Source organism: Streptomyces sp. NPDC002817, assembly GCF_053592055.1.
Map to the genome: position 1 here is coordinate 420,176 of NZ_JBSFUY010000003.1, position 24,467 is coordinate 444,642.

Consider the following 24,467-nt stretch of genomic DNA (forward strand, 5'->3'; position numbering starts at 1 on the left):
CCTAAGTACGAGATCGCGCTGTTTGTCAACGGACGGCAAAGAAGTCTCAAGTCCCTTTGGGTATAAGGGATTTGGGCATGCCGAAGAGCGGGCCGGCCCGACCCGCTCCCTGCCCCCTGAGGGGATCATTCCGGGGCCCGCACCCCGAACTCCGCGACGGCAGCGCGCCCGCCGGTCACCGTGTACAGCTCCACGGTGTGGACACCCTCGACGGCCGTGTCGTACACCGGGAAGGCCCGCGAGACCTGCCCCCGCTCGTCGGCCACCGTCTGGTACCGGGTGTCCTGGTCGATCGAGACCAGCACGACCTCGCCGGGCTCGAATCCCTCGCCGGTGACCTGCTGTTCGGCGCCGGGGGCGAGGGCGGAGCGGGCGACCGAGGCGGTGGGTGCGGCCGGTTCGGGTGCGGCCTGGCTCGTCTGCGCGGGGGACGGCGAGGGTGTCGAGGCCGGCGTCGGCTCCGGCCGCGGTGTCTGCGGGGCCGCGTCCTCGGACTCCGTACCCACCGTCACGTCCAGCACCCCGAACGGGTCCCCCGCGGCGAACTCGGCCCCGCTCCATCCGGACAGCAGCACGGCGCCGTCCTCGGTGAGCGCCGCCCGCAGACCGCTCCAGGTCACACCGCTTGTCCGTACGACGGGTGCGGCGCCGGACGTCACATCGGCCAGGACGAGTTCGCGGGTCTGCCCGTCGACGGCGGTACGGGCGTGGAGCGCGCCCGTACCGCCGTCCAGCTCCAGCCGGAGTCCACTCAGGGGCAGCTGTTTCCCGGCGGCGGAAGTCAGCAGGGCCGTACCGCCCAACTCCACGTCCGCGTCCCCCGTTTCGGGATCCGCCCCGCCGCCGGTCGCCGGGAACCAGGCACGGTCCCCCGATCCTCGTACCGCAGGTTCGGCGACGTCGAGCGAGACGTCCTGGTCCGCAAGGGTGAGGGCCGTGTAGCCGCCGGTCACCTCGCGTGGCAGCGCGTCCGCCGTCGCGACGCCCGGACACAGCAGCGCGAGCAGCGCGCCGCCCGTCACGGCGGCGGCGCCGGGTCTCTTCGCCATCTTCAACTCTCCCTGGGGGAAGTGGGGTGGGGTCAGCCGGCGTTCGCGGCCGTCCGGCGCCTGCGCGCCCACAGCCAGGTGCCGGTGCCGGCCGCGACCAGGCCGGCCGCGGTGAGTCCGGCGGTCAGGGCGGTGGAGCCGGTCGAGGCGAGGGGGCCGTCCGAGGTGGTCTCCGACGTGCCGGAGCCGGTGCCGGAGCCGCCCGTCGTGGTGCCGCCGCCCGTCGTGCCCGCCGAGGCGGTCGCGCTCGGCGTCGACGTGGCGGTGCCCGAACCGGTCCCGCCGAACGTCACCGGGATCCGCACCGTCTGGCTCTGGTCCCCGCCCCGGGTGTGGTCGTTGCGCGTGATGACGGCGCATGTGACGCCCGACTTGGTGCAGTCGGTGTTGGCGTCCTTGGCGCGGACCTTGAGCTGCACGGAGAAGGAGCCGTCGTGTCCGCTGCCCTTGTAGGGCTTGGCGAGGCCCTCTCCGTAGGAGGGCGGGTCGGAGGAGACCCACACGGAGGCCCCGGACTCGCCGGACATGTCCACGCCGCCGACACAGGGGGTCGGGGTCCTGCCCGCCCCGTTGTCCACGCAGAAGGCGACGTAGATGCCCTTCTCGGTGTTGTAGCCGGTGCCGGAGACGGTGACCGTCTCGCCCGCCGGGTCCAGGCCCGAGCTCTTGGAGACGGTGAGTTTCTGCCCCTCGGGACCGGTCGTCGTATCGGCCGCGGCGGCCGGTGAAACCGCGGTCAACACCAGTCCCGCCGAAGCGGCAACCCCGGCGAAGCGGACAACTCCTCGGCCACGCAGGGCACTTGAGGACAGCAAGACGGCACCCCCACCACGAGTCAATAAGGTAAACCTAACCTAATCTATTCTCAACTGTGCGGGACCCAGGAGACTCGGAGGAACTTCGGCGATGCGTAGGTCAGGAAGACGGATCGGACTGGCGCCGTGGGCCCTGGCCCTCGCGCTGCTGACGGGAGCCTGTGCGGGCGGCGGCCCGGACAAGGCGTCCACCGGGGCCACACCGGTCTCCGCGAGCGCACGGGCGGCGGCCGCCGAGAAACAGCTGGCGAAGAACACCCTCGTGCCGCTGGCGGGCGAGGCGCCCACACCGAAGCTGCCGGTGACGGTCGACTCCTCCGACGGGCGCGAGGTGACGGTGCGGGACGCGTCGCGCATCCTGCCCCTCAACGGCGGCGTCGCGGAGATCGTGTTCACGCTCGGGCTCGGCGACCAGGTCGTCGGCCGGGACATCACCGCCACCTTCGCGGAGGCCAAGAAGCTCCCGCAGGTCACCAAGGCGCACGACGTGAGCGCGGAGAGCGTGCTGTCGCTGCGTCCGACGGTCGTGCTCGCCGACACCGACACCGGCCCGAGCGAAGCCATCGACCAGATCCGCGACGCGGGCGTCCCGGTCGTGGTCCTGGACCCGGCGACGAAGCTGTCCGACGTCCCGACGCGGACCACCCGGATCGCGCAGGCGCTCGGCGTCCCGGAGGCCGGGAAAGCCCTCAACTCCCGTATCGCCGAAGACCTTTCCGCGGCGAAGGCGGGCGTCCCCGAGGGCAGCAGGCCCAAGGTCGCCTTCCTCTACATGCGCGGCAGCGCGGCCGTCTATCTGATGGGCGGCAAGGGCTCCGGCGCCGACTCGCTGATCGAGGCCGCGGGCGCGGTCGACGCGGGCGTCGAGGGCGGCCTGGACAAGCCCTTCACCCCGCTCACCAGCGAGGCCCTCATCGCCGCCGGGCCGGACGTGATCCTGATGATGGACAAGGGTCTGGAGTCGGTCGGCGGTATCGACGGCCTCGTCGACATCCCCGGCATCCGCGAGACCCCGGCCGGCGCCGACCGCCGCATCGTGACCCTGGAGGACGGCGTGCTGCTGAGCTTCGGGCCGCGGACGCCGTTGGTCATCGACATCCTTGTGGACGCCATCCACAGGGTGTGAACAACGCGTCGGCAACCTGGCCGTCGGCCGGCGGCGACCTGGAGGTGAAGTCCCAACCCCACGAAGGGAGTTCACCTCCATGCGCACCCGGATCGCACGTTTCGTCACCATTCTCACCGCCCTGCTGGCGGCGGCCTTCACGACGGCCGCCCCGGCCCAGTCGGCCGACAACTGGAATCCGCCGTCCAACCTCGTGCAGCCACTGGGCGAGGTCTGGAACCACGTCGAGTCGACGTACCCGAACCTCTACGGCTTCCGCAATTACGGCTGGGACCAGGTCATGGCCAACAAGGGGAGCATCAACTACTGCGTCCGCTGGGAGTCCGACGCCCCCGTCAGCACCGCGCTGCGCGACCAGATCCACGCCCAGCTGAAGAAGCAGTTCGGCAAGTGGATGGCGGCCATGCTCGACAACGGCACGGGCACCAACGCCTGGCCGTACACCAATGTGCCCGTCAACATCGTCGGCTGGGCGGTGAAGAACCGCTCCACGCTCCAGTGGACCGACAACTCGGTCGACATCTACGTCAACAACCTGGACGGCGGCGGCGCCCCGCAGTGCGCGCCCGACTGCGGCCGCTTCTTCCACCAGGACGGCAACTACTCGAAGTGCCCCGGCGGCGTCACCCGCCACTACGACCAGTCGCTGTGGCTCACCAAGGGCTTCCAGGGCGGCGCGGGCGGGGACTGGGGCCAGCGGGTCGGCCAGGAGTACTTCACCGGGGCCCTCGGCCAGGAGAACATCCACATCTATCTCCACGAAGTCGGCCACACCTTCGGGCTCGACGACTTCTACGACTGGACGCCGACCGGCCAGTGCTGTTTCCTCATGAAGGCCGGATCGGCCGCGCAGATCACGGAGTTCGACAAGTGGATGGCGCGTGACTTCTGGCGTCATCTGAAGAGCCGCTACGGGCTCTGACCTGTTCTGTTCGAGGAGCGCGGGTGGACGACGTGGAGAGGACCCCGGTCCTGGTGACCGGCGGCAGCGGCTTTGTGGGCAGCCACTTGGTGAAACGGCTCCTGGAGCGCGGCCATCGGGTCCGTACGACGGTCCGCGCCGCCGCCGACTCGCCGAAGACCAGGCCCCTGCGGGCGATGCAGGCCGAATTCCCGGACAGGCTCGACCTGTTCGAGGCGGATCTGCTCGCCGAGGGCTCCTTCGACGAGGCGGCCCAGGGCTGCGGGACCGTCTTCCACGTCGCCTCCCCGTTCCTCGTACCGGAGAGGATCAAGGACGGCCGGAAGGACGTGGTGGAACCCGCGCTCCTCGGCACCCGTAACGTGCTCGGCACCATCGACCGCACCCCGGCCGTCCGCCGGCTCGTCCTCACCTCCACCGTCGGCGCGATCTTCGGCGACTACGCCGACGTACTGGAGATGAAGGACCGGATCCTCACGGAGGAGTACGTCAACACCACCAGCACGGTGGAGAACAACCCGTACCACTACGCCAAGACGGTCGCCGAGCAGGCGGCCTGGGACGCGGCGAAGGGGCAGGACCGCTGGAGCATGGTGGCGGTCAACCCGGGTCTGATCCTGGGCCCTTCGCTCACCCCCGCCTCGGAGTCCGGCAGCCTCTTCCTCCTGGAGGAGCTCTTCAAGGGCTACTTCTTCTACGGCGCCCCGGACTTCAGCTTCACCACGGTCGACGTGCGGGACGTCGCCGACGCGCACATCGCCGCGGCCGAGAACCCGGAAGCGCACGGCCGCTACATCCTCGCCGCGCCGACCATGACGTCCTTCCACGACATGTCCCGCATCCTGCGCGCCGAGCACCCCAGGGACCTCCGGCTGCCCCGAACCCGGCTGCCGCACTGGCCGGTTCGCGTCCTCGGTCCGGCGTTCGGCCTCACCCAGGACTACATCCGCAAGCACCTCGGCATCCGCTTCGAGGTCGACAACAGCCGCAGCATCGACGAACTGGGCCTCACCTACCGCCCGATCGAGGAGACCGTCCTGGACCACTACCGGGCGTGGCGGGAACCGGCGGGATGACGGGACCGCCTACGCGGGGATGTCGCGCGGTACGACCGTCACCCGCCGGAAGTTGCACGTGGCCGCGGACTCGCCGGGCTGTCCCTGATACGCCTTGAGAGCCATGCTGACCAGGCTCATCAGCAGGTCGACGTCGGTGTCGCAGTCCAGGTGGACGGTGACCCAGCGGGAGCCGGGGACCAGGTGGATGGCGGTGGACCCCTGGAGGTCCCTCGCGAAGCGCTCGATCGCGCGGCCGGTCAGATGCAGGTCCACGTCCCGGTCGGAGTGGAAGTGCACGATCTCGCCGTGCGGGGAGCGCAGGGCCCGTCCGGTCCCGCAGCTGGGATGCCCCGTGCTGAGGTCGGGCCAGGCGTGGAGGCGCTCGAAGGCGCGCTCGGCGAGAGTCATGAGCCCATCGTCGCCTGCTCACCCCTGCGCAACCAGGGGTTGAGGGAAAAGTAACCGGGGCGTGAGGTGCGCGGACGGGCGCCGCCCGATCGATGGATTTCCGTCCCAACAGGCAACCTGAACACCCTCTTTACCGGTCTCACAGGTCGCTCACAGGTGTGCCGGAGTGCATGTGGGGTCGCATGGGGGTGCGTCCACACCGTCGGCCGCCCGTGGGTTGTCCAGTCCGATGCCCCTGACCAGGGCACTCGCAGACGAGGAACCGATGACCAGTCAGCAACACCGCAACCGCGGCCGTTGGAAGCGCCCTGCGCTTGCCGCCGGCGCCGCGCTCACCGTCGTCGTCACCGCCGCCGGAGCGGCACCCGGCGCCGGAGCCGCGCAGGCCGCCACACCCGGCAAGCCGAAGCTCAAGCTGATCGCCGCGTCGAACTCCGTGACGCTCGACCGGTGGGAGGGGGAACCCGGGGTCTACCTGGACCTCGGCACGTATGTCACCGTCGACAACGCGCCCCTGGAGTTCAAGGTGACGCGCAAGTCGTACAAGGACCCTGTCGTCGCCAAGCAGGTCTTCCGCCACGACGGCACAGCGACGACCAAGGCGCTGCCCACCGGGCTCGTGAAGGACTTCTCGGGGCTCCCCGGGTTCCTGGAGGTGTCCGTCAAGGACGCGAACGGGACGGAGGTCGCCAAGAGCAAGGGGAACTTCTGCCCCAACAACGCCTCCGGCCGGCTCCGGCCGGACGCGCCCGCCACCTCGCACTATCCGGAGAGCTGCCCCACCAACCCGTTCACCCTCGGGTCGGTGTGGGGTGTCGAGAAGGGCTGGGCGTCCAACTCCAGCACCGTCGACTACGACAAGCCCGTGGACCTGCCGGTGGGTGAGTACACCGCGAAGGTGTCCGTGGCGAAGAAGTACCGGGACCTCTTCGGGATCCCGAACGACTCGCCGACCATCAAGGTCACCGTCCGGCAGCCCAGCGAGAGCGGCGGCGTCGGCCGGGGCATGACCGCCCACCAGGGCGGCGCGCACGGCTCGGCCCATGGCTCGGCTCACGGGTCGGCCCAGGGAACGGCCCACCACTACGGCCCGCGCGGTGCCGACGAGCCCACCCCGGGAGCCCTCTCCCACGCCCTGGAGGACCGTGGCCTGGCCCATCACCTGGGCGACGGTCGCGGCCACACCGACGGCTCGCGCATCGCGGCCGCACTGCGGCCCAACAGCACTCGGCCCACCGGTCGGGCCGGTGTCCCGGCCAACGTGCCCAAGCCGGACCTGCGTTCCCTCCCGGCGTGGGACATCGCCATCACCGACGGCGAGGACGGCGACGTACCCGGCAAGGACTACCTGGCCTTCAGCGCCAACGTGTGGAACGCCGGTCCCGCGCCCCTCGTCGTCGACGGCTTCCGCAAGCCGGGCGGCGATCTGATGGACGCGTACCAGTACTTCTACGACGCGAACGGCAAGCAGATCGGCTACACACCCACCGGCACCATGGAGTGGGACCCGCGCATCGGCCACGAGCACTGGCACTTCACCGACTTCGCCAGCTACCGGCTGCTGAGCGAGGACCAGACGAGGGAGGTGCGCAGCGGCAAGGAGGCGTTCTGTCTCGCCAACACCGACGCCGTGGACTACACGGTGAAGAACGCCAACTGGAAGCCGTACAACACGGACCTGTCGACCGCGTGCGGTCAGCAGAACTCCATCTCGGTCCGCGAGGTCCTCGACGTCGGCTCCGGCGACACCTACACCCAGTACCGCCCCGGCCAGTCCTTCGACATCACGGACCTGCCGAACGGCACGTACTACATCCAGGTCATCGCCAACCCGGAGAAGCGCCTCAAGGAGACGAACCTGAACAACAACGTCGCCCTGCGCAAGGTGATCCTGAGCGGTGAACCGGGCAAGCGCACGGTCAAGGTTCCGCCGCACGACCTGATCAACGCGCCGTAACCGAACGGCTTGACACCGGCGCGGGTGTCGGACAGTGCCCCCTGCGGCATTCGACGACACCCGCGCCCTTCGCGGATCTCCTCGGTCATTCGGCCGAGAGCGGGAACGCGGCCCTGATCTCCCACCCGTACCCCGCACGCGGCCCGGCCGTCAGCTCGCCGCCCAGCGCCGTCACCCGCTCCTTCAGCCCGACCAGCCCGAAGCCACCGCCGTGCGCCGCGTCCGGGAGCTGGGTGCCGCCCCGGCCGTCGTCGGCCACGGACACGGTCAGACGGCCGCCGTCGAGGCCCAGCCGGACGGTGATCTCGGTCGCGTCGGCCGCATGCCGCCGTACGTTCGTCAGCGCCTCCTGCACCACCCGGAAGGCCGCCGCCTGCACCTCGTGCGGCAGGTCGTCCGGGACGCCCCCGCGGTCCAGGGCGGCCTTCTGGACAGGACCGCCGAAGCGTTCCACCAGGTCCGCGATGCCCGCGAGGTCGCCCACCGGGCGCCGGTCGGCCTCGTCCGCGTCCCTCAGCACACCGACCGTGCGCCGCATGGACGCCAGCGCCTCGGTCGCAGCGCCCTCGATGCCCGCGAGAACCGGGTCGAGGTCCTCGGGCTGGGTGGTGGCCATCATGCGGGCCATCTGGGTCTGGACGAGGATGCCGGTCACGTGGTGGGCCACGAAGTCGTGCAGGTCGGCGGCGATGGCGAGGCGTTCCTCGCGGCGGGTGTCGGCGACCGCGACGGTGCGGCGGTAGTCGAGGGCGCGCAGATAGGCCGCGAGGGAGGCGACGAGCCCGGCCAGGACCAGGCCGACCAGGACGTAGCCCGGCGCCTCGCCCGTGGTCAGGTGCTGGAAGAAGCGGACGGGCTGGGTGAGCACGGCGGCCAGGTCCAGCAGACCGCACACCACGGCCCAGCGCGGCGGGCAGTGCCGTACCGCGATGAACAGCAGACACAGCAGGATGGCGACCTCGCCCGGGCCGAAGGGCGCGACCCGGTGCAGGACGAGCGACGACGACGTGTACAGGAGGGAGGCCAGGGCGGGTACGGCGGTGCGCAGCTGCGGGGTGAGCCAGCCGGGCTGCCGCGCGGCCGGCCACAGCAGCGCGGTCAGGCCGACGGCGAGGACGGCCGCCGGCCGCCAGGCGCTGTAGCCCGTGTCGTACGCGGTCAGCACGTCGACGAGGCACAGCGCGAGCAGTGCGCCCACGACGGCACCGCGGGCGCAGCCCCGTGGGGAAGCGGACTTCATGGGGATCACCGTATGCGCGCCGGTCCGGCCGCGGGATCGGCCGAACGGCCGAGGAGCGAGACTGGGGGGAGGGACGAAGCTGGAGGTCCCCCTCACCTCAGGAGTACGCACGCCATGCCGGACAGCAGGTTCCTCCTCGGTGTCGTCGGCGGTGCCGCCACGGTGCTCGTCCTCGGCGGGATCGGCACCTGTCTGCTCTCGAACACCGAGTCGACGACCCGGCTCGACGTGTACGACACCGTCACGGTCGACGGCCACAAGGCGCTCGCCCCGAAGATCGTCGCCGGCCGCACCCAGAGCCTCTACCACCCGCTCCCCTGGGTCGGCGTGAAGGTCCACGTCTCCTGTCCCGAGGGCCTGAAGGCACAGGCCGGGGCGACCCTCACCTGCACCGGCCGGCGCACCGACGGCACGACGCTCGACATCCCGGTGACGGTGGTGAGGGCGACGGACACGCACATCACCTGGCGGTTCGGGCGCTGATCAGCCGAACCGCAGAGGCAGCTCGGCCAGCCCCCGCAGCAACGTGCTGCTGCGCCAGGTGAGTTCCGCCGGGTCGGTCGCGAAGGCGAGCGCGGGACGGTGTCGCAGGAGCAGTCGTACGGCGATGGAGGCCTCCATCCGGGCCAGCGGGGCGCCGAGACAGTGATGCAGGCCGTGCCCGAAGCCGAGGTGGCCCGTCGTGCGCCGGGTGATGTCGAAGCGGTCGGGGTCGGGGAAGCGGAGCGGGTCACGGGAGGCCGCGGCGAGTGAGACGAGCACCGCGTCACCGGCGGCTATGCGGACGCCCGCGAGCTCCAGGGGCTCGGTGGCGAACCGGAACGTGGTGGTGTGCACGGGTGAGTAGTGGCGCAGTGCCTCCTCGACGGCGGACTCGGTCAGGCCGGGGTCGTCGCGGAGGAGGGCGAGCTGGTCCGGGTGGGACAGCAGCCCGTGGAGGGTGGCCGAGATCAGGTTGACGGTCGTCTCGTGACCGGCGACGAGGAGCAGGAAGGCCATGCCGAGGAGTTCCTCGCCGTCGAGCTCTCCCGCCAGGTCGCCGAGAAGGGTTCCCCTGCGTCCGGTGAGCTCGGTCAGACATGCGGTCAGTGCGGCCCCCGCCGCGGCCGCCGCCTCCGGCGAGGTGGGCATGACCAGCTCGTTCGACCAGGCGTGGAAGCCGTCCCGCTGCTCGGCCGGAACCCCCAGCAGCTCGCAGATCACGGTGACGGGCAACGGCAGCGCGTAGTGCCCGACGATGTCCACGGTCCCCTGCCGGGGCAGTACGGCGACCAGTTCCCCGGCGATCTCCTCGACCCGCGGCCCCAGTGCACCGATCCGCCCGGCGCTGAAGTGCCCCGCGACCAGCCGCCGCAACCGGGTGTGCTGCGGCGGATCGCTCTGCAGCATGTTCCGCCCGAGGGCATGCCCGCCGTCGCTCTCCCAGGACCCCGAGTGCCGGATGTCATTGCACAACCGAGGATCGGTGAGCGCGCCCCGCGCGACATCCCACCCGACGACCAGCCAGGCGTCGCCGCTGCCGGGGACGTGGATGCGATGGACGGGAGGTTCGGTTTGCATGAGGATGCCTTCCGTTTCGTGTTTCTCAGCCTGTCCGGCGCGCGAGGACGCCCGTCCGGCGTTTGAGGACGAGGCCCTTTCGGGGCCGACAGCGGGGGTCTGGGGGCGCAGCCCCCAGGGATGGGACGGGTAGGGGCGGCGGGGGCGAGAAAAGCCCGGCGCGCACCCCCGCTACCCCTGCCACACCCCACCCACCGCCTCCACGACCCGCTCCGCCTGCGCCCGCCCCGCCAACGCCGCCCCCACCCGACGCGCATCGGAGGTCAGATCCCGCCCCATGGCCCGCCGCGAGGCGGTATCCGGCACGAGCAGGCTGACAGCGGCACCCCCGGCACGGAGCTCGGCCGCCTGCCGCTCCGCACCGGGATGCGGCCCGACAGCCTTCGCGACCGGCGCGACGGCCAGCACCCGCTCATACCCACCGGCCAGTTGGAGATTGGCCGTGGACCGGCTGCCCCCGTCGATCCAGTGCCGCCCACCGACGGAGACCGGAGAAAAGACCAACGGCACCGCACAACTCGCGGCGACCGCCTCGACGACCGAGACCTTCGCATCACGGTCGAACGCCTCCACGGCCCCCGTACGAGCGTCGACCGCGGCGATCCGCAGCCCGACCCCCGGCCACTCCTCCACCCCACGCAGCACCTGCCGCACCAGCGGGACCACATCGCCCCCGGCCCTCGCGGCCAGCGCGGCCCGCCCCAGCCGCCGTACGGACCGCTCGGGATCCCGGGACCCCAGCGCCGCCCACAGAAAGCGCGCGGTCTGTGCCGCGGTCACGCTCAGGACCAGCCGGTCGGCCCCGCTGAGCTGACGCTCGTACAGCTCACGCGGCGGCTCCCCGTACGCCAGCCGGGTGCCGAAGACGGCCCCGGCCGAGGTGCCGATGACGACGTCGGCACGGGCGAGGTCGACACCGCCGTCCGCGAGGCCGGCCAGCACCCCCGTCAGCCACGCGCCCCCGACCGGCCCTCCGCCGCCGAGCACCAGTGCCGTCCCGCCCATGCCACGCCCCTCCGCGTCAGAAGTGGGGAGTACTCCCCACTTTGTGTTCCGAAGATAGCATCACGACCGGGGAGTGCTCCCCACTTGGGTACGGAGGACAGGACATGGGCGCACTGCGACGCGACGCGCGGCGCAACCGGGAACTGCTGACGGAAGCGGCACACGACGTCTTCACCGAGCAGGGCCTCGACGCGCCGCTGGACGTGATCGCCCGCCGGGCCGGCGTGGGCAACGCGACCCTCTACCGCCACTTCCCGACCCGCGCCGCCCTCATCGACGCCGTCTTCCGCGACCAGCTGACCGGCACGATGACGGCGGGCGAGGAGGCGAGAAGCGCCCCGGACGCCTGGACGGGCCTGACCGTCTACCTGGACGCCGTGTTCACCACCCTGGCCGCCGACCGCGGCACGAACGACCTGATGACCACCCGCGTGGACGGCGTCGACTCCCTGGCGGCCGTGCACGCCCACAACCGCGAGACGCTGGAACTCCTCCTGCGCCGCGGCCACGAGGAGGGCACCGTCCGCCCCGACGCCACCGTCGAGGACGTCCTGTTCACCTTGGCCGCCCTGGGCCGCGCGGTCCCCGCCCTGACCTCCGCGACGACCCCGGACGCCTGGCGCCGCCCGCTGGCCCTGCTCCTGGCGGGCCTGCGCACCGACGCGCTCCGGTCACCCCTCCCGGGCGCGGCCCTCACCCCCACTGAACTGGACGACGTACTCCAGGAGTTGGGCCCGCACCGCATGACGTGAGGGCGGACCCGGCGCCCGGCAGCCACTTCACTGGTCAAATGTGAAACAAGGCGTGGTGGGTGGGGGAGATTCGGTACGGGTCTCCTGTGAGCGGTTTTGGCGCGAGACGCTCGAAGCGCTCTGCCGCTCCACTGCTCGGAAGGCACGTCAGTGAACGTTCGTAACGCCCCCCACAGAACCGCTCTCCTCACCGTCGCCTCGGCGCTGCTGCTCACCTCCTGCGGTGTCGTCGACGCCGTCAGCGGAAGCGAGAGCTCCGCGAGTCCGAAGAAGGGCGACGACATCACGGTGGGCCTGCTCCTGCCCGACAAGGAGACCAAGCGCTTCGAGAAGTTCGACTACCCCCTCATCAAGACGCGGGTCGCCGACCTCACCCACGGCAAGGGCACGGTCCGTTACGCCAACGCCCTGGCGAGCGCGGACAAGCAGAGCCAACAGTTCGAGCAGATGATCGCGGCCAAGGTGGACGTCGTCCTGGTGGACGCCGTCGACGCCAAGGCCATCGCGCCGGACGTCCAGAAGGCGAAGGACGCGGGCATCCCCGTCATCGCGTACGACCGCCTCGCCCAGGGCCCGATCGACGCGTACATATCCCACGACAACGAACTCGTCGGCGAGGTACAGGCCCGCTCCATCCTGGAGGCGCTCGGCGACAAGGCCCAGTCCAGCAAGATCGTCATGATGAACGGCTCACCCGCCGACCCCAACACGGCCCGCTTCAAGGCCGGCGCGCTCAGCGTGCTCGCCAATCACGTGGTCATCGCCAAGTCGTACGACACGGAGGAGTGGAAGCCGGAGATCGCCAAGGCCAACATGACCAAGGCCATTCAGGCCGTCGGGCTGAGCAACATCTCCGCCGTCTACTCGGCGAACGACGGCATGGCCGGCGCCGTCATCGACGCGATGAAAGCCGCCGGCGCCACCAGGATCCCACCTGTCACCGGCCAGGACGCCGACCTCGCGGCGGTCCAGCGGATCGTCTCCGGCGAGCAGTACATGACCGTCTACAAGTCCTTCCTCGATGAAGCCAACAACGCCGCCGAAATGGCCGTCGCCAAGGTCAAGGGCCGCTCCATCGAGTTCGACTCCCTCGCCCAGGACTCGGTCGACAGCCCCACGGAGCAGGACATCCCGTCGATGCTGGTGCCGGTGGTCGCGCTCACGAAGTACAACATCAAGGACACGGTGATCCGGGATGGGGTGTACACGGTGAAGGAGATCTGTACGGCGGATTATGCGGCGGACTGCGCGGCGGTCGGGCTGAAGTAGCTCAGGCCGGTTCGGAGGTGGGCCGCGGGAGTTCGGCGTCGTCGGTGAAGAGCTCCTGCACGTCCGTGACCGTACCGGCCCGGTCGAGCCAGTCGTCGAGGCGGGTGAGGTCGGTGCAGGACGTGATGCGTTCGCGTGCGGTGTCGGAGACGGGGAGGCCGCGGACTTCGAGGACGCGGAGAATGCCCCTGGCCTCACCGGCGGCTTTGCCTGCGGCCGCTCCTGGAAGATGCGGTGCATGCCCTCGTGGGCTGAGGTGACCGTGGATGTCACGCAAGCCGATCAACGGCTGGGATTTCCAGAAGATCGGAAGTCGTTCACTTCTTCGGGGGCGGAAAAAACGTTCGGCCGAGCCTTGGTTGATGAAGGGGTCAGGCCGGCCCGGGGGGCAGTGGTGGGTTCGGCTGCAGCACGGCTCGGAGGCCGGGGGCCTGGACGTCCGGGTGGTTCTCGCCCAGGACACGGAGTCGTCGGTCGAGGGTGTCCCCAGCCAGGGCCCCGGCCCGTTCCGTTTGGTGCAGGGCCCTGAGGCGGATGGCGAAGTTGGCGGCGGTGGTCAGGGTGGTGGGGTGGTCCTCCCCGAGGACGCGGCGCTGTCGGTCGAGGGTGTCTTCCGCCAGGGCGACGTACTGCTCTGCCACCTCCCCGGCCGCGAAATAGGTGGCGAGGTTGCCCGCGGTGACCAGGGTGTCGGGGTGGTCGTCGCCCAGGACGCGGCGTTGCCGGTCGAGGGTGCTCGCGGTGAGGACTCGGGCCTGATCCGCTTCGCCCAGGGCTCCGAGGTGGATGGCCAGGTTGCCGGCGGTGCGCAGGGTGTGGGGGTGGTCCTCGCCCAGTACCTCTCGGCGGTGCTCCAGGATGTTGTCTTCCGTGGCCCGGGCCTGGGCGGGTTCACCGATGTCGGCAAAGGCGCGGGCGAGGTAGGCGGCTGCCCACAGGGTGTCTTCGACGCTGGCGCCCAACTGCTGCGTCCAGGTTCGATGCAGATCCTGCAGGCGGGGCAGCGCGGTACGGGTGGCTCCCCGGTCCATCAGATACCAGCAGGCTTCACAGGCCGCGTACCGCGAACGCGCGCTGGAGAGGTCGGCGGGGGCGATGTGGAGGAGGTGGGGCAGCATGTCGGGCCAGCGGGGCCAGGTGTCGGGGTCGGCTGCCTGGCCGGGGTAGGCCGTGGCCAGCAGGAGGCTGGCAAAGCGGGCCGCGCGGCCGTCGTCGATGAGGACGGGGCGGTGAGTGGCGCTGGAGTTCTGATCACGCGAAGAGGGACGTTCGCGCAGGACGGCCTGGGTCAGGCGGTGCACCTGGATACGGCCGCCGGCCACCCTGGCCAGCCCGAACCGTTCCACCGTCGTCAGGATCTGCCGGAAGAAGCGCTGGTCGGACATCATCCGCACCAGCCCGTCACTGTCACGGGAGACGGTCCTTTCGACCTTACGCGGGTCGCAGACGTGCAGGGGAAAGGGCTCCGGTGCCAGCCGGGCGCACGCCTGCAACAGGTCGTCCGACTCGGGGTTCTGCTCCTTCGCGCGCTTCATGTTGAGGCGCAGTTGTTCCGTCAGGGACCGCGGATAGTCGAGGGGGGTGCCGTCGCTGAGCGCCGCGTCGGCATGGTGTTCCAGCTCGTGCAGGTACTGGTCCGGGGAGAAGATGTACAGGGCCTCCGCAGCCTGCACCAGCGCCAGCGGAAGGTCGTCCAGAGCCTCGGCCAGCCGTGCCGCGTCCCCCTCGCTCAGGTCCCGCCTGTGGGAGCGCAGCAGGCTGATCGACTCCGCGCGGGACAGGACGTCGACGTCGACCGGCGTGGCGACCTGGTGCCAGTGCGGGTTGCGGGAGGTGATCAGCACATGCCCTTCGCCGCCCGGCAGGTACTTGGCGAGTGCGGCCGGATCCTGGGCGTTGTCGAAGACGAGCAGCCAGCGGGGCAGGGCCCGCAACTCCATGTTGAGGGACTGCACCGCGATATGCCCGGGGGTATCGGGCTGGGCGAGGCCCATGACCACCGCGAGCGAGGTCAGCTGAGAGACGATCGAGTTGGGGTCCTCCGCATTCACCCACCACACCAACTTGTACGAGCCGCTGAACCGGTGGGCGTACTCGAGCGCCAGCTGCGTCTTGCCCACCCCGATCCGCCCGCCCACCGACACCGCCGATGCGCGCGCATCCGCCAACTCGGCGCGCACCTCGACCAGCAGATCGTCCCGTCCGGTGAAGCGGGCATTGCGAGGCCGGATGTTCCACACTCGCGGCAGACTCCCCGGCAGCCGTGGCCCGGTCGCCCTCGATCTGCGTGACCGGCCACCCCCCGGAAGGCCGGGCGCGCCGCTCGGCACACCGAGCGGACCGGACACCGCCCGCAGCAACTCGGCCCGTGCGTCCTCCTCGTCCAGTCCGAACAGGTCGGGGGCCGTCAGCCCGCGCAGATTCTGTGGCGGAACGGTCGCGTCGATGCGTACCGGGACAAGCCGCTCCCGTGCGGCCAGATCCGTGATCCACGCTTCCGTGATGGACCAGTCCGCCTCGAAGTACGCCCGCGAGAACAGGGCCAGTGTTCGCCCCTGCTCGCTTCGCCCCTGTCTGTCCAGCTCGACCGTGTAGCCGGCACTCTGCAGGTGCCAGTCCGCCCACTCCGCCCACGGCCGGTCCGAGTCGGCGTACGAAATGAACAGGCGTTCGTCCGACGGGACATGGCCCGCCTCGGGAACCGCGCTCACCGGGGCATCCCCCCGCATCCGGGCGATGATCGCCCTCGCGACACCCGGCAGACCGTCCTCGGAAAGGGTGTAGGGCGGGATCGACTGCGCGAGCCCCGGCAGTTCGCCCAGGACGTGCCGGGGCGTGATGACGGGGAACAGGGTGCGGTCCGTCTGCTCGTCCAGGGTCTGCCGCAGGAAGTGGCTCAGCTCGGACCGTTGCCGTGCGGAGACGTTGTCCCGGGCGAGAAGGATGAAGTGCCGGCAGGTGTCGATGACCGGACGCAGGTCGTCCGGCAACGGATGCGAGTCCAGCGGGAGCGAGTAGATGCTGGAGACGTTCTCGGTCGCCAGCAGCCCGGACAGCTTTCTCGCGTCGTCGCGTGTGCTCGGCGCGTTGCTGATGAAGAAGTCGTACTGGTACTGCCCCCCACGCCGCCCCGTCCTGATCGCGGCATCCACATAGGAGTCCCGGCTCTCGGTGAAGAGCCGCACATCCGACAGGTTCCGTGCGATCAGCCCCGCGATCGAAGCGAGGCTGTAGCTGATGAGCTGAGGGTTCCTGAAGTCCTCGGTCAGGACCGGGAGTTCCTCGCCGAACGACCAGTACGCCGAGTACGGCACGGTGCAGTGATCCAGCACCCGCTCGACCGCCGCCCCCTCCGGAACCCAGGCGTTGTAGCTGGACTTGAGCGCGGGCTGGAGCTTCCGGCGCCATTCAGCCGCCCGCTCGTACTCCTCGCTCATGTCGAACCGGCAGAGCAGGGGGAGCGTGAGGAGGCGGGAGCGGTCGTACGGCAGGCCGTTGCGCGCCTTGGCCGCCCGGGTCACCACGTCCAGCACACCGTCGACGTTCTGCTGGTTCGCGGTGAAGGCGTACGCCAGGATGTGCGGCAGCTGGGCCGTGCAGATACCACCGGAGTCCGAGATCCCGGTCCTGCTGTCGACGAAGACGACGTCGTACGACTCGATCCAGCGCCGCCGCCAGTCCTCCAGTACGTTGCCGAAGTCCTGGTTCTCGTAGAGCGCGTCCCAGTCGATGCCCTGCACGTTCGGGATGTAGTCGCTGCCTACCCCGCCCGCGGCGATGAGATCGAGTCGCGAGCCGTCCGGGAAGGTGACCGGCGTGATGTGCCCCAGTGCGTCCACCGGCTGCCCGTCGCGAGCGCCCAGCACCATTTCCACCAGGCCGGTTTCCGGGGTCTCCATATGAGGGCGGAAGTAGTAGTGAAGGCCCGGGGCCTCCAGATCCCAGTCGATGCAGAGGACCTTGTATCCCCACTGGGCGAGCAGCGTGGCGGTGTTGGAGAGCAGAAAGCTGCGGCCCACCCCGCCCTTGTAGGAGTAGAACGTCACGACCTTGCCGTCGAGTTTGTTCATCACAACCTCGGCAGACGGCTCTGGGGGATCTTCGTATAAGGGTCCGGACGGTCCACCGGCCAGCCCGCCTGCCACTCCGGCGCACAGTCGAGGAGCGACGCGATCTCCTCGGCCACCGTCCGCATTTCCTTCTGGAACGCCACGTAGTCGGGAGTGTTCCGGAACTGCTCACCGTCGTGCCCGTACTTGCTCAGGTCTCTGCAGTGCTGGGTCGCCTGGGCATCGGGGTGGAAATGGTCGCCGTCCGCGAACCTGATCGGATAGATGAGGGTCGGCGCCTGACCGTTCGTCTCCTCCAGGGCCGCCTGGCGCTTCCGCATACTCGTCCACTCCGCCATGCACCACTCGGAACGGAAGTAGGGCGGCGACCATATCGCCACGAGGCAGCGGCTTTTCAGGAGGGCGTTCTCGAGTTTGTCCGGCCATTGTGTTCCCACCGGTATCTCGTAATCCACGAAGATACGGGGGTCGTTGGGGAGCACGTCCTCCAGGGACTTCGTTAACTCTTCCTGGAAATGGTTCTTCACCCAGCCTTTTACGTGGCCCTTGTGGCTGTAACTGATGAAGACGTCGTACTCGTAATCCACCCCGCGCTACCTGTGGGCGACAAAGGCGGCCCAGGCGTCCGGAGCGACGGCGAGCTGCGGACCGGACGGGTTCTTGGAGTCACGGACGTGCACTGCGGTGGGCTGGGTGGCGATCTCTACACAGTCGCCACCCTCACTGCCGCTGTAGCTCGACTTGAACCACTGAAGCGCGGTGCCGCTCATTGCTCTCCTAGCAGACGGTCCAGCAGATCCCTCGTGTCCTCCGGAGTGAGGGCCTGTGACCGCAGCATGGCATATTTCTGGTTCAGGATCGCCACCTCGTCCTGATCCGCGATGAGTTGACTGCCGCGCTGTGTCTCCGCGTAGACGAGCCGCTGGTGTTCGGGGGTTTCCAGGAGGACGAACGGGCCGTCCAACCCGGCGTGGGCGGTGCGCTCCAGCGGCAGGATCTGAAGCATGAGGTTCGGGAGTTCGGAGCAGGCGCGCAGATGCCGCAACTGCTCGATCCGGACAGCCATCCCGCCCAGCGGCGCATGCACCACCGGCTCCCAGACCACAAAACTGGTGATCGGCCCGTTCTTCCCGTGGAGGATCGCCTGACGCTCAACGCGCCCCGCCACCAGCCGCGCGATCTCATCCTCGTCGTACACCGGCACACGACTGCGGAACACCGCCTCCGCGTACGCATCCGTCTGCAACAGACCCGGCAGCACCTGGTTCTGGTACGACGAGATCGCGATCGCCTCCCGCTCCCGCTGTAGAAACTCCTCCGCCCACAGCGGGACGAGATCCACCTCCGGCATCTTGCTCAACGCAACGGACAACGCCCCCTTCGTATCGAGGAGTTCATCGAGCCGCGAGGCGACGTCCGGCATCAACCGCCGTCTGCCCTGCTCGATCGAGGCGACGGTCTGTTCCCCGAGGCCGAGCATGTCGCCCAGCTGCTGCTGCGTGTACCCGGCGGCCGTCCGGAAGACGGCGAGCAGCGCGCCCACCATCCTCATCGCGGAGGCGTTCCTGCGTGCGGTCCGTGAGCGTGGACCTGTCGTCGTTCCCATGGCGTTGAACTCCCCCGCCGCGCCCGTACGTTCACCGCGATGCACCCGTACAAACGCGTTGTACGGGTGCGCGCAGGGTTCCATGATGGACACGGAGAGTGACTCGCGTCAGGGGAATGCCGGGATCAGCCCTCCTTGGGCCCGGCGGACTGCACCACCTCGAAGGACCACAGCGTCGCCCCGGTCGCCGCGGGCTTCTGCGCGCCGCCGCCTCCGCCGCTGCCGTGCGAGGAGCCCATGTTGGACCGCCACTTCTCGAAGTCCTCCTCGGAGCGCCACCGCGTGTACACGAGGTAGGTGTCGGTGCCCTCCACGGGGCGGAGGAGCTCGAACCACTCGAAGCCGTCCGAGCCCTCCACCGCGCCGGCCCGGGCCGCGAACCGCTTCTCCAGCTCCGCGCGCTGCTCTTCGGGGACCGTGAGTACGTTGATCTTGACGATGCTCATGCCCCCATTGTGCGCCGCGCGCCCGGTGTCAGCCCCGGGGACCCACGGGCTCGTCGCCGCGCAGGGTGATGCGGTGCATGACGCGGTGCCGGTCGCCGTAGTCGCGGTTGGCGTAGTGGGCGGTGCTGCGGTTGTCCCACAGCGCCACGTCGCCGCGCCGCCAGCGGTGGCGTACGAGGTGTTCGGGCTTGGTGAGGTGGGCGTAGAGGATGTCGAGGAGGCCCCGGCTCTCGTATTCGGAGACGCCCGCGATGTGCGAGGTGAAGCCGGGGTTCACGAACAGGCCCTTGCGGCCGCTGTCGGGGTGGACGCGGACCACGGGGTGCTCGACCGGTGTCAGCGCGGTGACGACCTCGCCGTCCCAGACGTTTCCGCGGCCCTGGCGGCGCTGGGCGAGGTAGTAGCCGAACTCGCGGTTGCCGTCGTGCACGGCGGTGAGCGTGTCGACGTACGCCCGCAGGCCCGGGGAGAGCGATTCGTAGGCGAGCTGGCTGTCGGCCCAGGTGGTGTCGCCGCCGTTCGGGGGGAGGACGACGGCTCGGAGGACCGAGATCGCGGGCGGGCGGCGGACGAAGGTGACGTCCGTGTGCCAGACGTCGGAGAAGCCGCCGTCCTGGCTGTCCAGCGCGTACACCTCGGGCGCCACGTCGCCGGAGTCGTGGACCGGGTGCCCGGCGGTGACCTCGCCGAGGCGGCGGCCGAACTCGATCTGTGCGTCGTCGTCGAGACCGTCCTGGCCACGGACGAAGAGGACCTTGTACGCCACGAGCGTTTCCCGGAGCGACCGGACCTCGTCGTCGGTGAGGCGGGCGAGGTCGATGCCGTCGATCTCGGCGCCGAAGTTCGGGCCGAGGGGTGTGAGCCGGAGCTGGGGAGGGGTGCTGACCGTCATGTCCGCTTCCTTTCTTCGATACGGCGATACGGCGATGGCGATACGGCGTTCAGGCCGCCGCCGACTTCACCGCGTGGGACACCTGGGCGCGCAGCTCGGTGAACTCGCGTGACCCGCGCAGCGCGTCGGCGTCGATCTCGCCGCGCGGGAGGTCGATCGGCAGGTCGAGGGCGACGGTGCCGGGGGCCTTGGTGAGGACGACGATGCGGGAGCCGAGGAAGACCGCCTCCTCGGCGGAGTGGGTCACGAACACCGTCGTACGGCCCGTGACCCGGCGTACGTCCTCCTGGAGCCGCTCCCGGGTCAGCGCGTCCAGTGCCGCGAACGGCTCGTCGAGCAGGAAGAGGGGGTTCTCGGCGGCCAGCGCGCGGGCGATGGCGACGCGCTGCTGCTGTCCGCCGGAGATCTCCCACACGCGCCGCCTCTCGGTGCCCTCCAGGCCGACGCGGGCCAGCAACTCGGCCCGTCTGGACGGCCACTGGGCGCGCTCGACGCCCGCGTACCGCAGCGCCAGGTCGATGTTGCCCCGCACGGTCCGCCACGGGAACAGCCGAGGCGACTGGAACACCACCCCGGCGGCCTCGCCGGGCTTCGGTGGGTTGCCGGACACCCGTACCGCGCCCTGCGCGGGCTGCTCGAACCCGGCGATCAGCCGCAGCAGGGTGCTCTTTCCGCAGCCGGAGGCGCCCACGAGGACGAGGAACTCGCCCGCGGGGACGGTGAGATCGACCGGGCCGACAGCGGTGACAGGACCGTAGTGGTGGGTGACGTTCTCGATCCGGACGGAACCGTCGACGGTGGTCTCGACGGGCGCTTCCGTGGTCTCACTTGAGGACATCGGGCAGTCCCTTCAGATAGAACGCCTTGCGGACCGCGGCCTCGCTCGGCGCCGCGTCGATCTGCTTCTGGCCGGCGAGGAACGTCGCGGTGTCGGTGACGTAGGTGAGCAGCTTGCCGGGGCTGCCGTCGGTGCCCAGCCAGTCGGCGGAGGCGACCTCCTCGGGGGTGAGGAACACGCCCTGGGCGAGCTGGGCCTTGGCGTCGGCGGTGCTGATGCCGAGCTCGGTGGCGACGTCCTTGACCGTGCCGTCCGGGTCGGACTTCAGCAGCCGCAGGGCCTCCGCCTCGACCGAGCGCCAGGTGTCGATGGCCTGGGGGTCGCGGGAGATCAGCTCGTCGGAGACGACGGCCAGGTCGAGGGTCGGCTTGCCGGCCGCGCCGATCTCCTTGCTGCTGGTCAACTGGGTGCCGGTCGTGCGGAGTTCGTCGAGGGTGGGCAGCCAGACGTACGCGGCATCGATGTCGCCGCGCTGCCAGGCGGCGAGGATCGGCTGCGGCTGGAGGTCGACGAGCTTGACGTCGGAGGTCTTGAGCCCGGCCGCGGTGAGCGCGGCGAGCAGGCTGTAGTGCGAGGTGGAGGCGAAGGGCGTGGCGATGGTCTTGCCCTTGAGCCCGGCGACGTCGGTGATGCCGGTGGACTTGCGGGCGATCAGGGCTTCGTTCTCGCCGGCCACGTCGAGGATGAAGGCGACCTTGTACGGGATCGGCGAGCTGCCCGACACCCCGCGGGCGAACGGGCTCGAGCCGAGGGCCGCGATGTCGAGGGACTTGCCGAGGAAGGCCTGGTTGACGCTGGCGCCGGAGTCGAACTTGATCCAGGAGATCTTGTAGTCAGGCAGGGCCTCCTCCAGGAGCTTTCTCTGCTTGACGATCAAGTCGCCGCTGGGGAAGGCGAAGTAGCCGATCCGCAGCTGCTTGGCGCCGCCGGAGGAGGCGGCCTCGCTGTCGGAGGAGCAGCCGGTGAGGGCGGCGGAGACGGTGGCGAGGGCGCCGGTGAGGAGGAGTCGACGGGAGGGGCCGGGGGAGGCAGGGGACATGGCGGTGCCGTTTCTGTGCGGGGAGTCGAGGGGACGGGTGGGCCTATGCGCGGCCGCGCCAGGGCACGAGGGCCCGCTCCAGCCGTAGCAGCAGCCCGTCGATGACCAGCCCGGAGACGCCGATGGCGATGATGCCGACCAGCACGACCGGGGTGTTGTTGTAGTTGGCGGCGTCCTTGACCATGCCGCCGATGCCGGGCAGGCCGTTGACCAGTTCGGCGGCGACGAGGGAGGAGTAGGCCACGCCGACGGCGAGGCGTACGCCGGTGAGGGTCTCGGGGAGCGCGGAGGGCAGGACGACGTCCTTGACGACGTCCCACCGGGATCCGCCGAGTGCCCGGGCCGCCTCGACCAGGCTTCGCGGTACGGCGGCGACGGCTGCGGTCGTGGACACCGCGACCGGTGGGAACGCGGCCACGGCCAGCAGGGTGACCTTCGGCTCCTCGTTGATGCCGAGCCAGATGATGAGCAGCGAGAAGTACGCCAGCGGCGGGAGCGTCCGCAGGAAGGTGATCCAGGGCTCGAACAGCGCGCGGAACCAGCCGACGGTGCCCATGAGCACGCCGAACAGCACTCCGACGAGGATGCCGATACCGGCGCCGAGCGCGATGCGGCGCAGGCTGATGCCGAGGTGCTCGATGAGGGTGGTGCCGTTGTAGCCCCGTACGCCGTCATGCGTGCTGGACACGTCGACGAACGCGTCCCACACCTTGGCCGGCGTCGGCACCAACGTCTCACTCCACGTCCCGCTTGCCGCGAGCAGCTGCCACAGGGCGAGGAAGAGGAGAAGCGATCCGAAGGGCAGCGCGAGGTTGCGCGCCCGCGCCCAACTTCGCTTGTTTGCAGCGGAGTTGATGTCGGCTATCGGAACGGGATCGGCCTTCGACAGCCGAGGTGTCGTGGACACGGGCAGCCTCCAACGGGCGCCGAGGGGTGAGCGGTCGCGGCCGTCGCAACGGGGACGACGGCCCGAAGAAGAGGCACCGGAGGTGCGAGGAGGAAACGCCCCCGTGGAGGAACCGGAATCAGACGCGCATCAGACGCACGTCACCAAGGGATCACCACGGGGTCAGCGTGTGATCAACGACAACACGAAGCCGGGCGTCGGCACAGGTCGATGACCAGGCGTCGCACAAGCGGCTTGTGAATCATGGACAAAGTTGTACAGCAGCCGCAGCCCCCCACCAAGAGGCGTCTTACTTCCTGGACCGGGCCGCTCTCAGAACGTGCCGAAGAAGCGGTGCCACCAACTGGCCCGGTGGATGTGCTCCCGCAGTCGGCTCGGCCCGTCGTAGTCGTCCTCGATCAGCTCTTCGGGAATCACCGCGTACCCGAGGTCGGCCAGCGCCCGGTCGACCCTGGCGAGATCACCGGCGTCCAGCACCCCCTCGGCCTGTGCATCGTCTGTGCCGAAGTAAGCGCCGGGATTGTCGGCACAGACGAGGGCGAGGGAGCCGAACCTGCTCACACAGACCACGATCCGTGTCCCGCACACGGTCGCCTCCGCGGGCACGGTGACGCGGCCGTACTCGCTGGAGTCCTGGGTGTCCTGCTCGGTGTCGCATCGAGTGGCGAAGTCGCCTTCGAGCCGCGCCGCCAGGGTGCCGAAGAGCCTGCCGGTGCCTTCACGGTCGTAGCCCCGAGGCTTCTCCAGCCACTGCGGATCGTCGAGTTCCCGCAGCAGTGCCAGGAGTTGTCGGCTGTCGCCCGTCACAACATCCGGCCCTCCTGAAGCCGCACCCCGTCCACCGTGACCAGGTCCGTCCGTTCCGAGCCGCCGACCACTCGGACCCAGCTGTCCACGCTCAACCCGCTGCCCTGGAGCTTGATGTGGAAGCCGCCGTACATGCCGGGGACGGGGAACCAGAGGTGGGGGATGTCGAGTTCCGTCAGGACCGTCGGGTCCGGGAGGCGCAGTGCGTGGCGGGTGGCGAGGTCGTCGGTGCCCGTGCCGCCGCCCGAGCGGTGGTGGATCAGGCGGTGGAGGTGGGTGCGGAGGCGGTCCAGGGTGTCCTGGGGCAACGGGTGGCGGTAGGCCGGGGAGAGGAGTGCGGTGAGGTGCTGGTGGCCGCGCTGTACGGCGATGTCCACCGGGCGGGTGCCGTCCGTGGAGCGCAGGGTGCGCCAGGCGCCGCGGGCGAGGAGACGGCCCACCGTCTCGACGTCGGCGCCGTGCCAGGCGGCCTGGTGCAGGGGGCCGTAGGCGCTACGGCCCTCCAGGCGCCCGGAGTTGATCCATTCGGGGCTCTCGTCGAGGACCCGGAATGCGGTCTCCCAGTCACCGCTGTGCGCGGCGTCGGACAGCCGGTCCCGCTCCGCCGCCCACTTCTCCTTGATGGAGTCCCGGCGGACGACCCCGTCCCACTGCGCGCTGCTCTCCACGGCCATGGCGTCGAGTCTACGGATCATGAGGAC

General features: G+C 70.1%; 25 protein-coding genes. 7 read left to right on the forward strand and 18 right to left on the reverse strand.

The features are described 5' to 3' along the window. Positions 1 to 125 precede the first annotated feature (125 nt). Both ACWD3I_RS07945 and ACWD3I_RS07950 read right to left on the reverse strand, forming a co-directional pair. On the reverse strand, positions 126 to 1,049 hold the full coding sequence (locus ACWD3I_RS07945; RefSeq protein ID WP_365394701.1) for an HtaA domain-containing protein: 924 nt from the start codon (positions 1,047 to 1,049) through the stop codon (positions 126 to 128). Between the two features lie 32 nt (positions 1,050 to 1,081). Then, a complete protein-coding gene (locus ACWD3I_RS07950) occupies positions 1,082 to 1,792 on the reverse strand; it encodes an LPXTG cell wall anchor domain-containing protein (RefSeq protein ID WP_365394730.1) in 711 nt (236 codons plus the stop codon). A gap of 163 nt (positions 1,793 to 1,955) precedes the next feature. Between ACWD3I_RS07950 and ACWD3I_RS07955 the strand changes: the two genes are divergently transcribed. The 3 genes from ACWD3I_RS07955 to ACWD3I_RS07965 all read left to right on the forward strand — a co-directional run bounded on the left by ACWD3I_RS07955 (position 1,956) and on the right by ACWD3I_RS07965 (position 4,988). Continuing rightward, complete coding sequence (locus ACWD3I_RS07955; protein ID WP_365394700.1) at positions 1,956 to 2,990, forward strand: heme/hemin ABC transporter substrate-binding protein; 1,035 nt, start codon at positions 1,956 to 1,958, stop codon at positions 2,988 to 2,990. Positions 2,991 to 3,069: 79 nt separating this feature from the next. Beyond that, positions 3,070 to 3,912, forward strand: a complete 843-nt coding sequence (locus ACWD3I_RS07960) for a hypothetical protein (RefSeq protein ID WP_365394699.1) — start codon at positions 3,070 to 3,072, stop codon at positions 3,910 to 3,912. A gap of 23 nt (positions 3,913 to 3,935) precedes the next feature. Next, on the forward strand, positions 3,936 to 4,988 hold the full coding sequence (locus tag ACWD3I_RS07965) for an NAD-dependent epimerase/dehydratase family protein (RefSeq protein ID WP_365394698.1): 1,053 nt from the start codon (positions 3,936 to 3,938) through the stop codon (positions 4,986 to 4,988). Between the two features lie 9 nt (positions 4,989 to 4,997). Here the strand turns inward: ACWD3I_RS07965 and ACWD3I_RS07970 are convergent, their stop codons facing one another. Beyond that, positions 4,998 to 5,378, reverse strand: a complete 381-nt coding sequence (locus tag ACWD3I_RS07970) for a luciferase domain-containing protein (RefSeq protein ID WP_365394697.1) — start codon at positions 5,376 to 5,378, stop codon at positions 4,998 to 5,000. 265 nt (positions 5,379 to 5,643) lie between these two features. Between ACWD3I_RS07970 and ACWD3I_RS07975 the strand changes: the two genes are divergently transcribed. Further along, on the forward strand, positions 5,644 to 7,335 hold the full coding sequence (locus ACWD3I_RS07975; RefSeq protein ID WP_365394696.1) for a lysyl oxidase family protein: 1,692 nt from the start codon (positions 5,644 to 5,646) through the stop codon (positions 7,333 to 7,335). An 85-nt stretch (positions 7,336 to 7,420) separates the two neighbouring features. On the opposite strand, the gene ACWD3I_RS07980 is transcribed toward ACWD3I_RS07975, so the two are convergent. After that, positions 7,421 to 8,575 (reverse strand): sensor histidine kinase, encoded by a 1,155-nt coding sequence (locus ACWD3I_RS07980; protein ID WP_365394695.1) that lies wholly within the window; start codon positions 8,573 to 8,575, stop codon positions 7,421 to 7,423. 114 nt (positions 8,576 to 8,689) lie between these two features. Here ACWD3I_RS07980 and ACWD3I_RS07985 point away from each other — a divergent pair, with 114 nt between their 5' ends. After that, the gene (locus ACWD3I_RS07985) at positions 8,690 to 9,058 is read left to right on the forward strand and encodes a DUF4333 domain-containing protein (RefSeq protein WP_365394694.1); all 369 of its coding nucleotides are present in this window, start codon (positions 8,690 to 8,692) and stop codon (positions 9,056 to 9,058) included. On the opposite strand, the gene ACWD3I_RS07990 is transcribed toward ACWD3I_RS07985, so the two are convergent. Both ACWD3I_RS07990 and ACWD3I_RS07995 read right to left on the reverse strand, forming a co-directional pair. Continuing rightward, on the reverse strand, positions 9,059 to 10,135 hold the full coding sequence (locus tag ACWD3I_RS07990) for a cytochrome P450 family protein (RefSeq protein ID WP_365394693.1): 1,077 nt from the start codon (positions 10,133 to 10,135) through the stop codon (positions 9,059 to 9,061). Between the two features lie 171 nt (positions 10,136 to 10,306). Next, positions 10,307 to 11,140, reverse strand: a complete 834-nt coding sequence (locus tag ACWD3I_RS07995; protein ID WP_365394692.1) for a patatin-like phospholipase family protein — start codon at positions 11,138 to 11,140, stop codon at positions 10,307 to 10,309. Positions 11,141 to 11,244: 104 nt separating this feature from the next. On the opposite strand from ACWD3I_RS07995, the gene ACWD3I_RS08000 reads away from it, so the two are divergent. Beyond that, entirely contained in the window at positions 11,245 to 11,892 is a 648-nt protein-coding gene (locus ACWD3I_RS08000) for a TetR/AcrR family transcriptional regulator (RefSeq protein WP_365394691.1), read from the forward strand. A 150-nt stretch (positions 11,893 to 12,042) separates the two neighbouring features. Continuing rightward, the gene (locus ACWD3I_RS08005; RefSeq protein WP_365394690.1) at positions 12,043 to 13,161 is read left to right on the forward strand and encodes a sugar ABC transporter substrate-binding protein; all 1,119 of its coding nucleotides are present in this window, start codon (positions 12,043 to 12,045) and stop codon (positions 13,159 to 13,161) included. Position 13,162: 1 nt separating this feature from the next. On the opposite strand, the gene ACWD3I_RS08010 is transcribed toward ACWD3I_RS08005, so the two are convergent. The 12 genes from ACWD3I_RS08010 to ACWD3I_RS08065 all read right to left on the reverse strand — a co-directional run bounded on the left by ACWD3I_RS08010 (position 13,163) and on the right by ACWD3I_RS08065 (position 24,461). After that, positions 13,163 to 13,438 carry a hypothetical protein gene (locus ACWD3I_RS08010; RefSeq protein WP_451084045.1) on the reverse strand — a complete coding sequence of 92 codons (276 nt, stop codon included), beginning with the start codon at positions 13,436 to 13,438 and terminating at the stop codon, positions 13,163 to 13,165. 94 nt (positions 13,439 to 13,532) lie between these two features. Then, the gene (gene fxsT / locus ACWD3I_RS08015; RefSeq protein ID WP_365394688.1) at positions 13,533 to 17,231 is read right to left on the reverse strand and encodes an FxSxx-COOH system tetratricopeptide repeat protein; all 3,699 of its coding nucleotides are present in this window, start codon (positions 17,229 to 17,231) and stop codon (positions 13,533 to 13,535) included. Further along, positions 17,231 to 17,818, reverse strand: a complete 588-nt coding sequence (locus ACWD3I_RS08020) for a toll/interleukin-1 receptor domain-containing protein (protein ID WP_365394687.1) — start codon at positions 17,816 to 17,818, stop codon at positions 17,231 to 17,233. Before ACWD3I_RS08020 ends, fxsT begins: the two co-directional genes overlap by 1 nt. Positions 17,819 to 17,824: 6 nt before the next feature. Beyond that, entirely contained in the window at positions 17,825 to 18,001 is a 177-nt protein-coding gene (locus ACWD3I_RS08025; protein ID WP_365394686.1) for a DUF397 domain-containing protein, read from the reverse strand. Further along, on the reverse strand, positions 17,998 to 18,837 hold the full coding sequence (locus ACWD3I_RS08030; protein WP_365394685.1) for a helix-turn-helix domain-containing protein: 840 nt from the start codon (positions 18,835 to 18,837) through the stop codon (positions 17,998 to 18,000). Before ACWD3I_RS08030 ends, ACWD3I_RS08025 begins: the two co-directional genes overlap by 4 nt. A 125-nt stretch (positions 18,838 to 18,962) precedes the next feature. Further along, complete coding sequence (locus ACWD3I_RS08035; protein ID WP_365394684.1) at positions 18,963 to 19,283, reverse strand: antibiotic biosynthesis monooxygenase family protein; 321 nt, start codon at positions 19,281 to 19,283, stop codon at positions 18,963 to 18,965. Between the two features lie 28 nt (positions 19,284 to 19,311). Next, entirely contained in the window at positions 19,312 to 20,175 is an 864-nt protein-coding gene (locus tag ACWD3I_RS08040; protein WP_365394683.1) for a TauD/TfdA dioxygenase family protein, read from the reverse strand. Positions 20,176 to 20,224: 49 nt separating this feature from the next. Continuing rightward, the gene (locus ACWD3I_RS08045) at positions 20,225 to 21,013 is read right to left on the reverse strand and encodes an ABC transporter ATP-binding protein (RefSeq protein WP_365394682.1); all 789 of its coding nucleotides are present in this window, start codon (positions 21,011 to 21,013) and stop codon (positions 20,225 to 20,227) included. Then, entirely contained in the window at positions 21,000 to 22,052 is a 1,053-nt protein-coding gene (locus tag ACWD3I_RS08050; protein ID WP_365394681.1) for a taurine ABC transporter substrate-binding protein, read from the reverse strand. Before ACWD3I_RS08050 ends, ACWD3I_RS08045 begins: the two co-directional genes overlap by 14 nt. Before the next feature lie 43 nt (positions 22,053 to 22,095). Then, the gene (locus ACWD3I_RS08055) at positions 22,096 to 22,917 is read right to left on the reverse strand and encodes an ABC transporter permease (protein WP_451084052.1); all 822 of its coding nucleotides are present in this window, start codon (positions 22,915 to 22,917) and stop codon (positions 22,096 to 22,098) included. A gap of 354 nt (positions 22,918 to 23,271) precedes the next feature. Further along, positions 23,272 to 23,766 (reverse strand): hypothetical protein, encoded by a 495-nt coding sequence (locus tag ACWD3I_RS08060; protein ID WP_365394680.1) that lies wholly within the window; start codon positions 23,764 to 23,766, stop codon positions 23,272 to 23,274. After that, the gene (locus ACWD3I_RS08065) at positions 23,763 to 24,461 is read right to left on the reverse strand and encodes an ankyrin repeat domain-containing protein (protein WP_365394679.1); all 699 of its coding nucleotides are present in this window, start codon (positions 24,459 to 24,461) and stop codon (positions 23,763 to 23,765) included. The genes ACWD3I_RS08060 and ACWD3I_RS08065 overlap by 4 nt, the downstream gene beginning before the upstream one ends. Positions 24,462 to 24,467 lie beyond the last annotated feature (6 nt).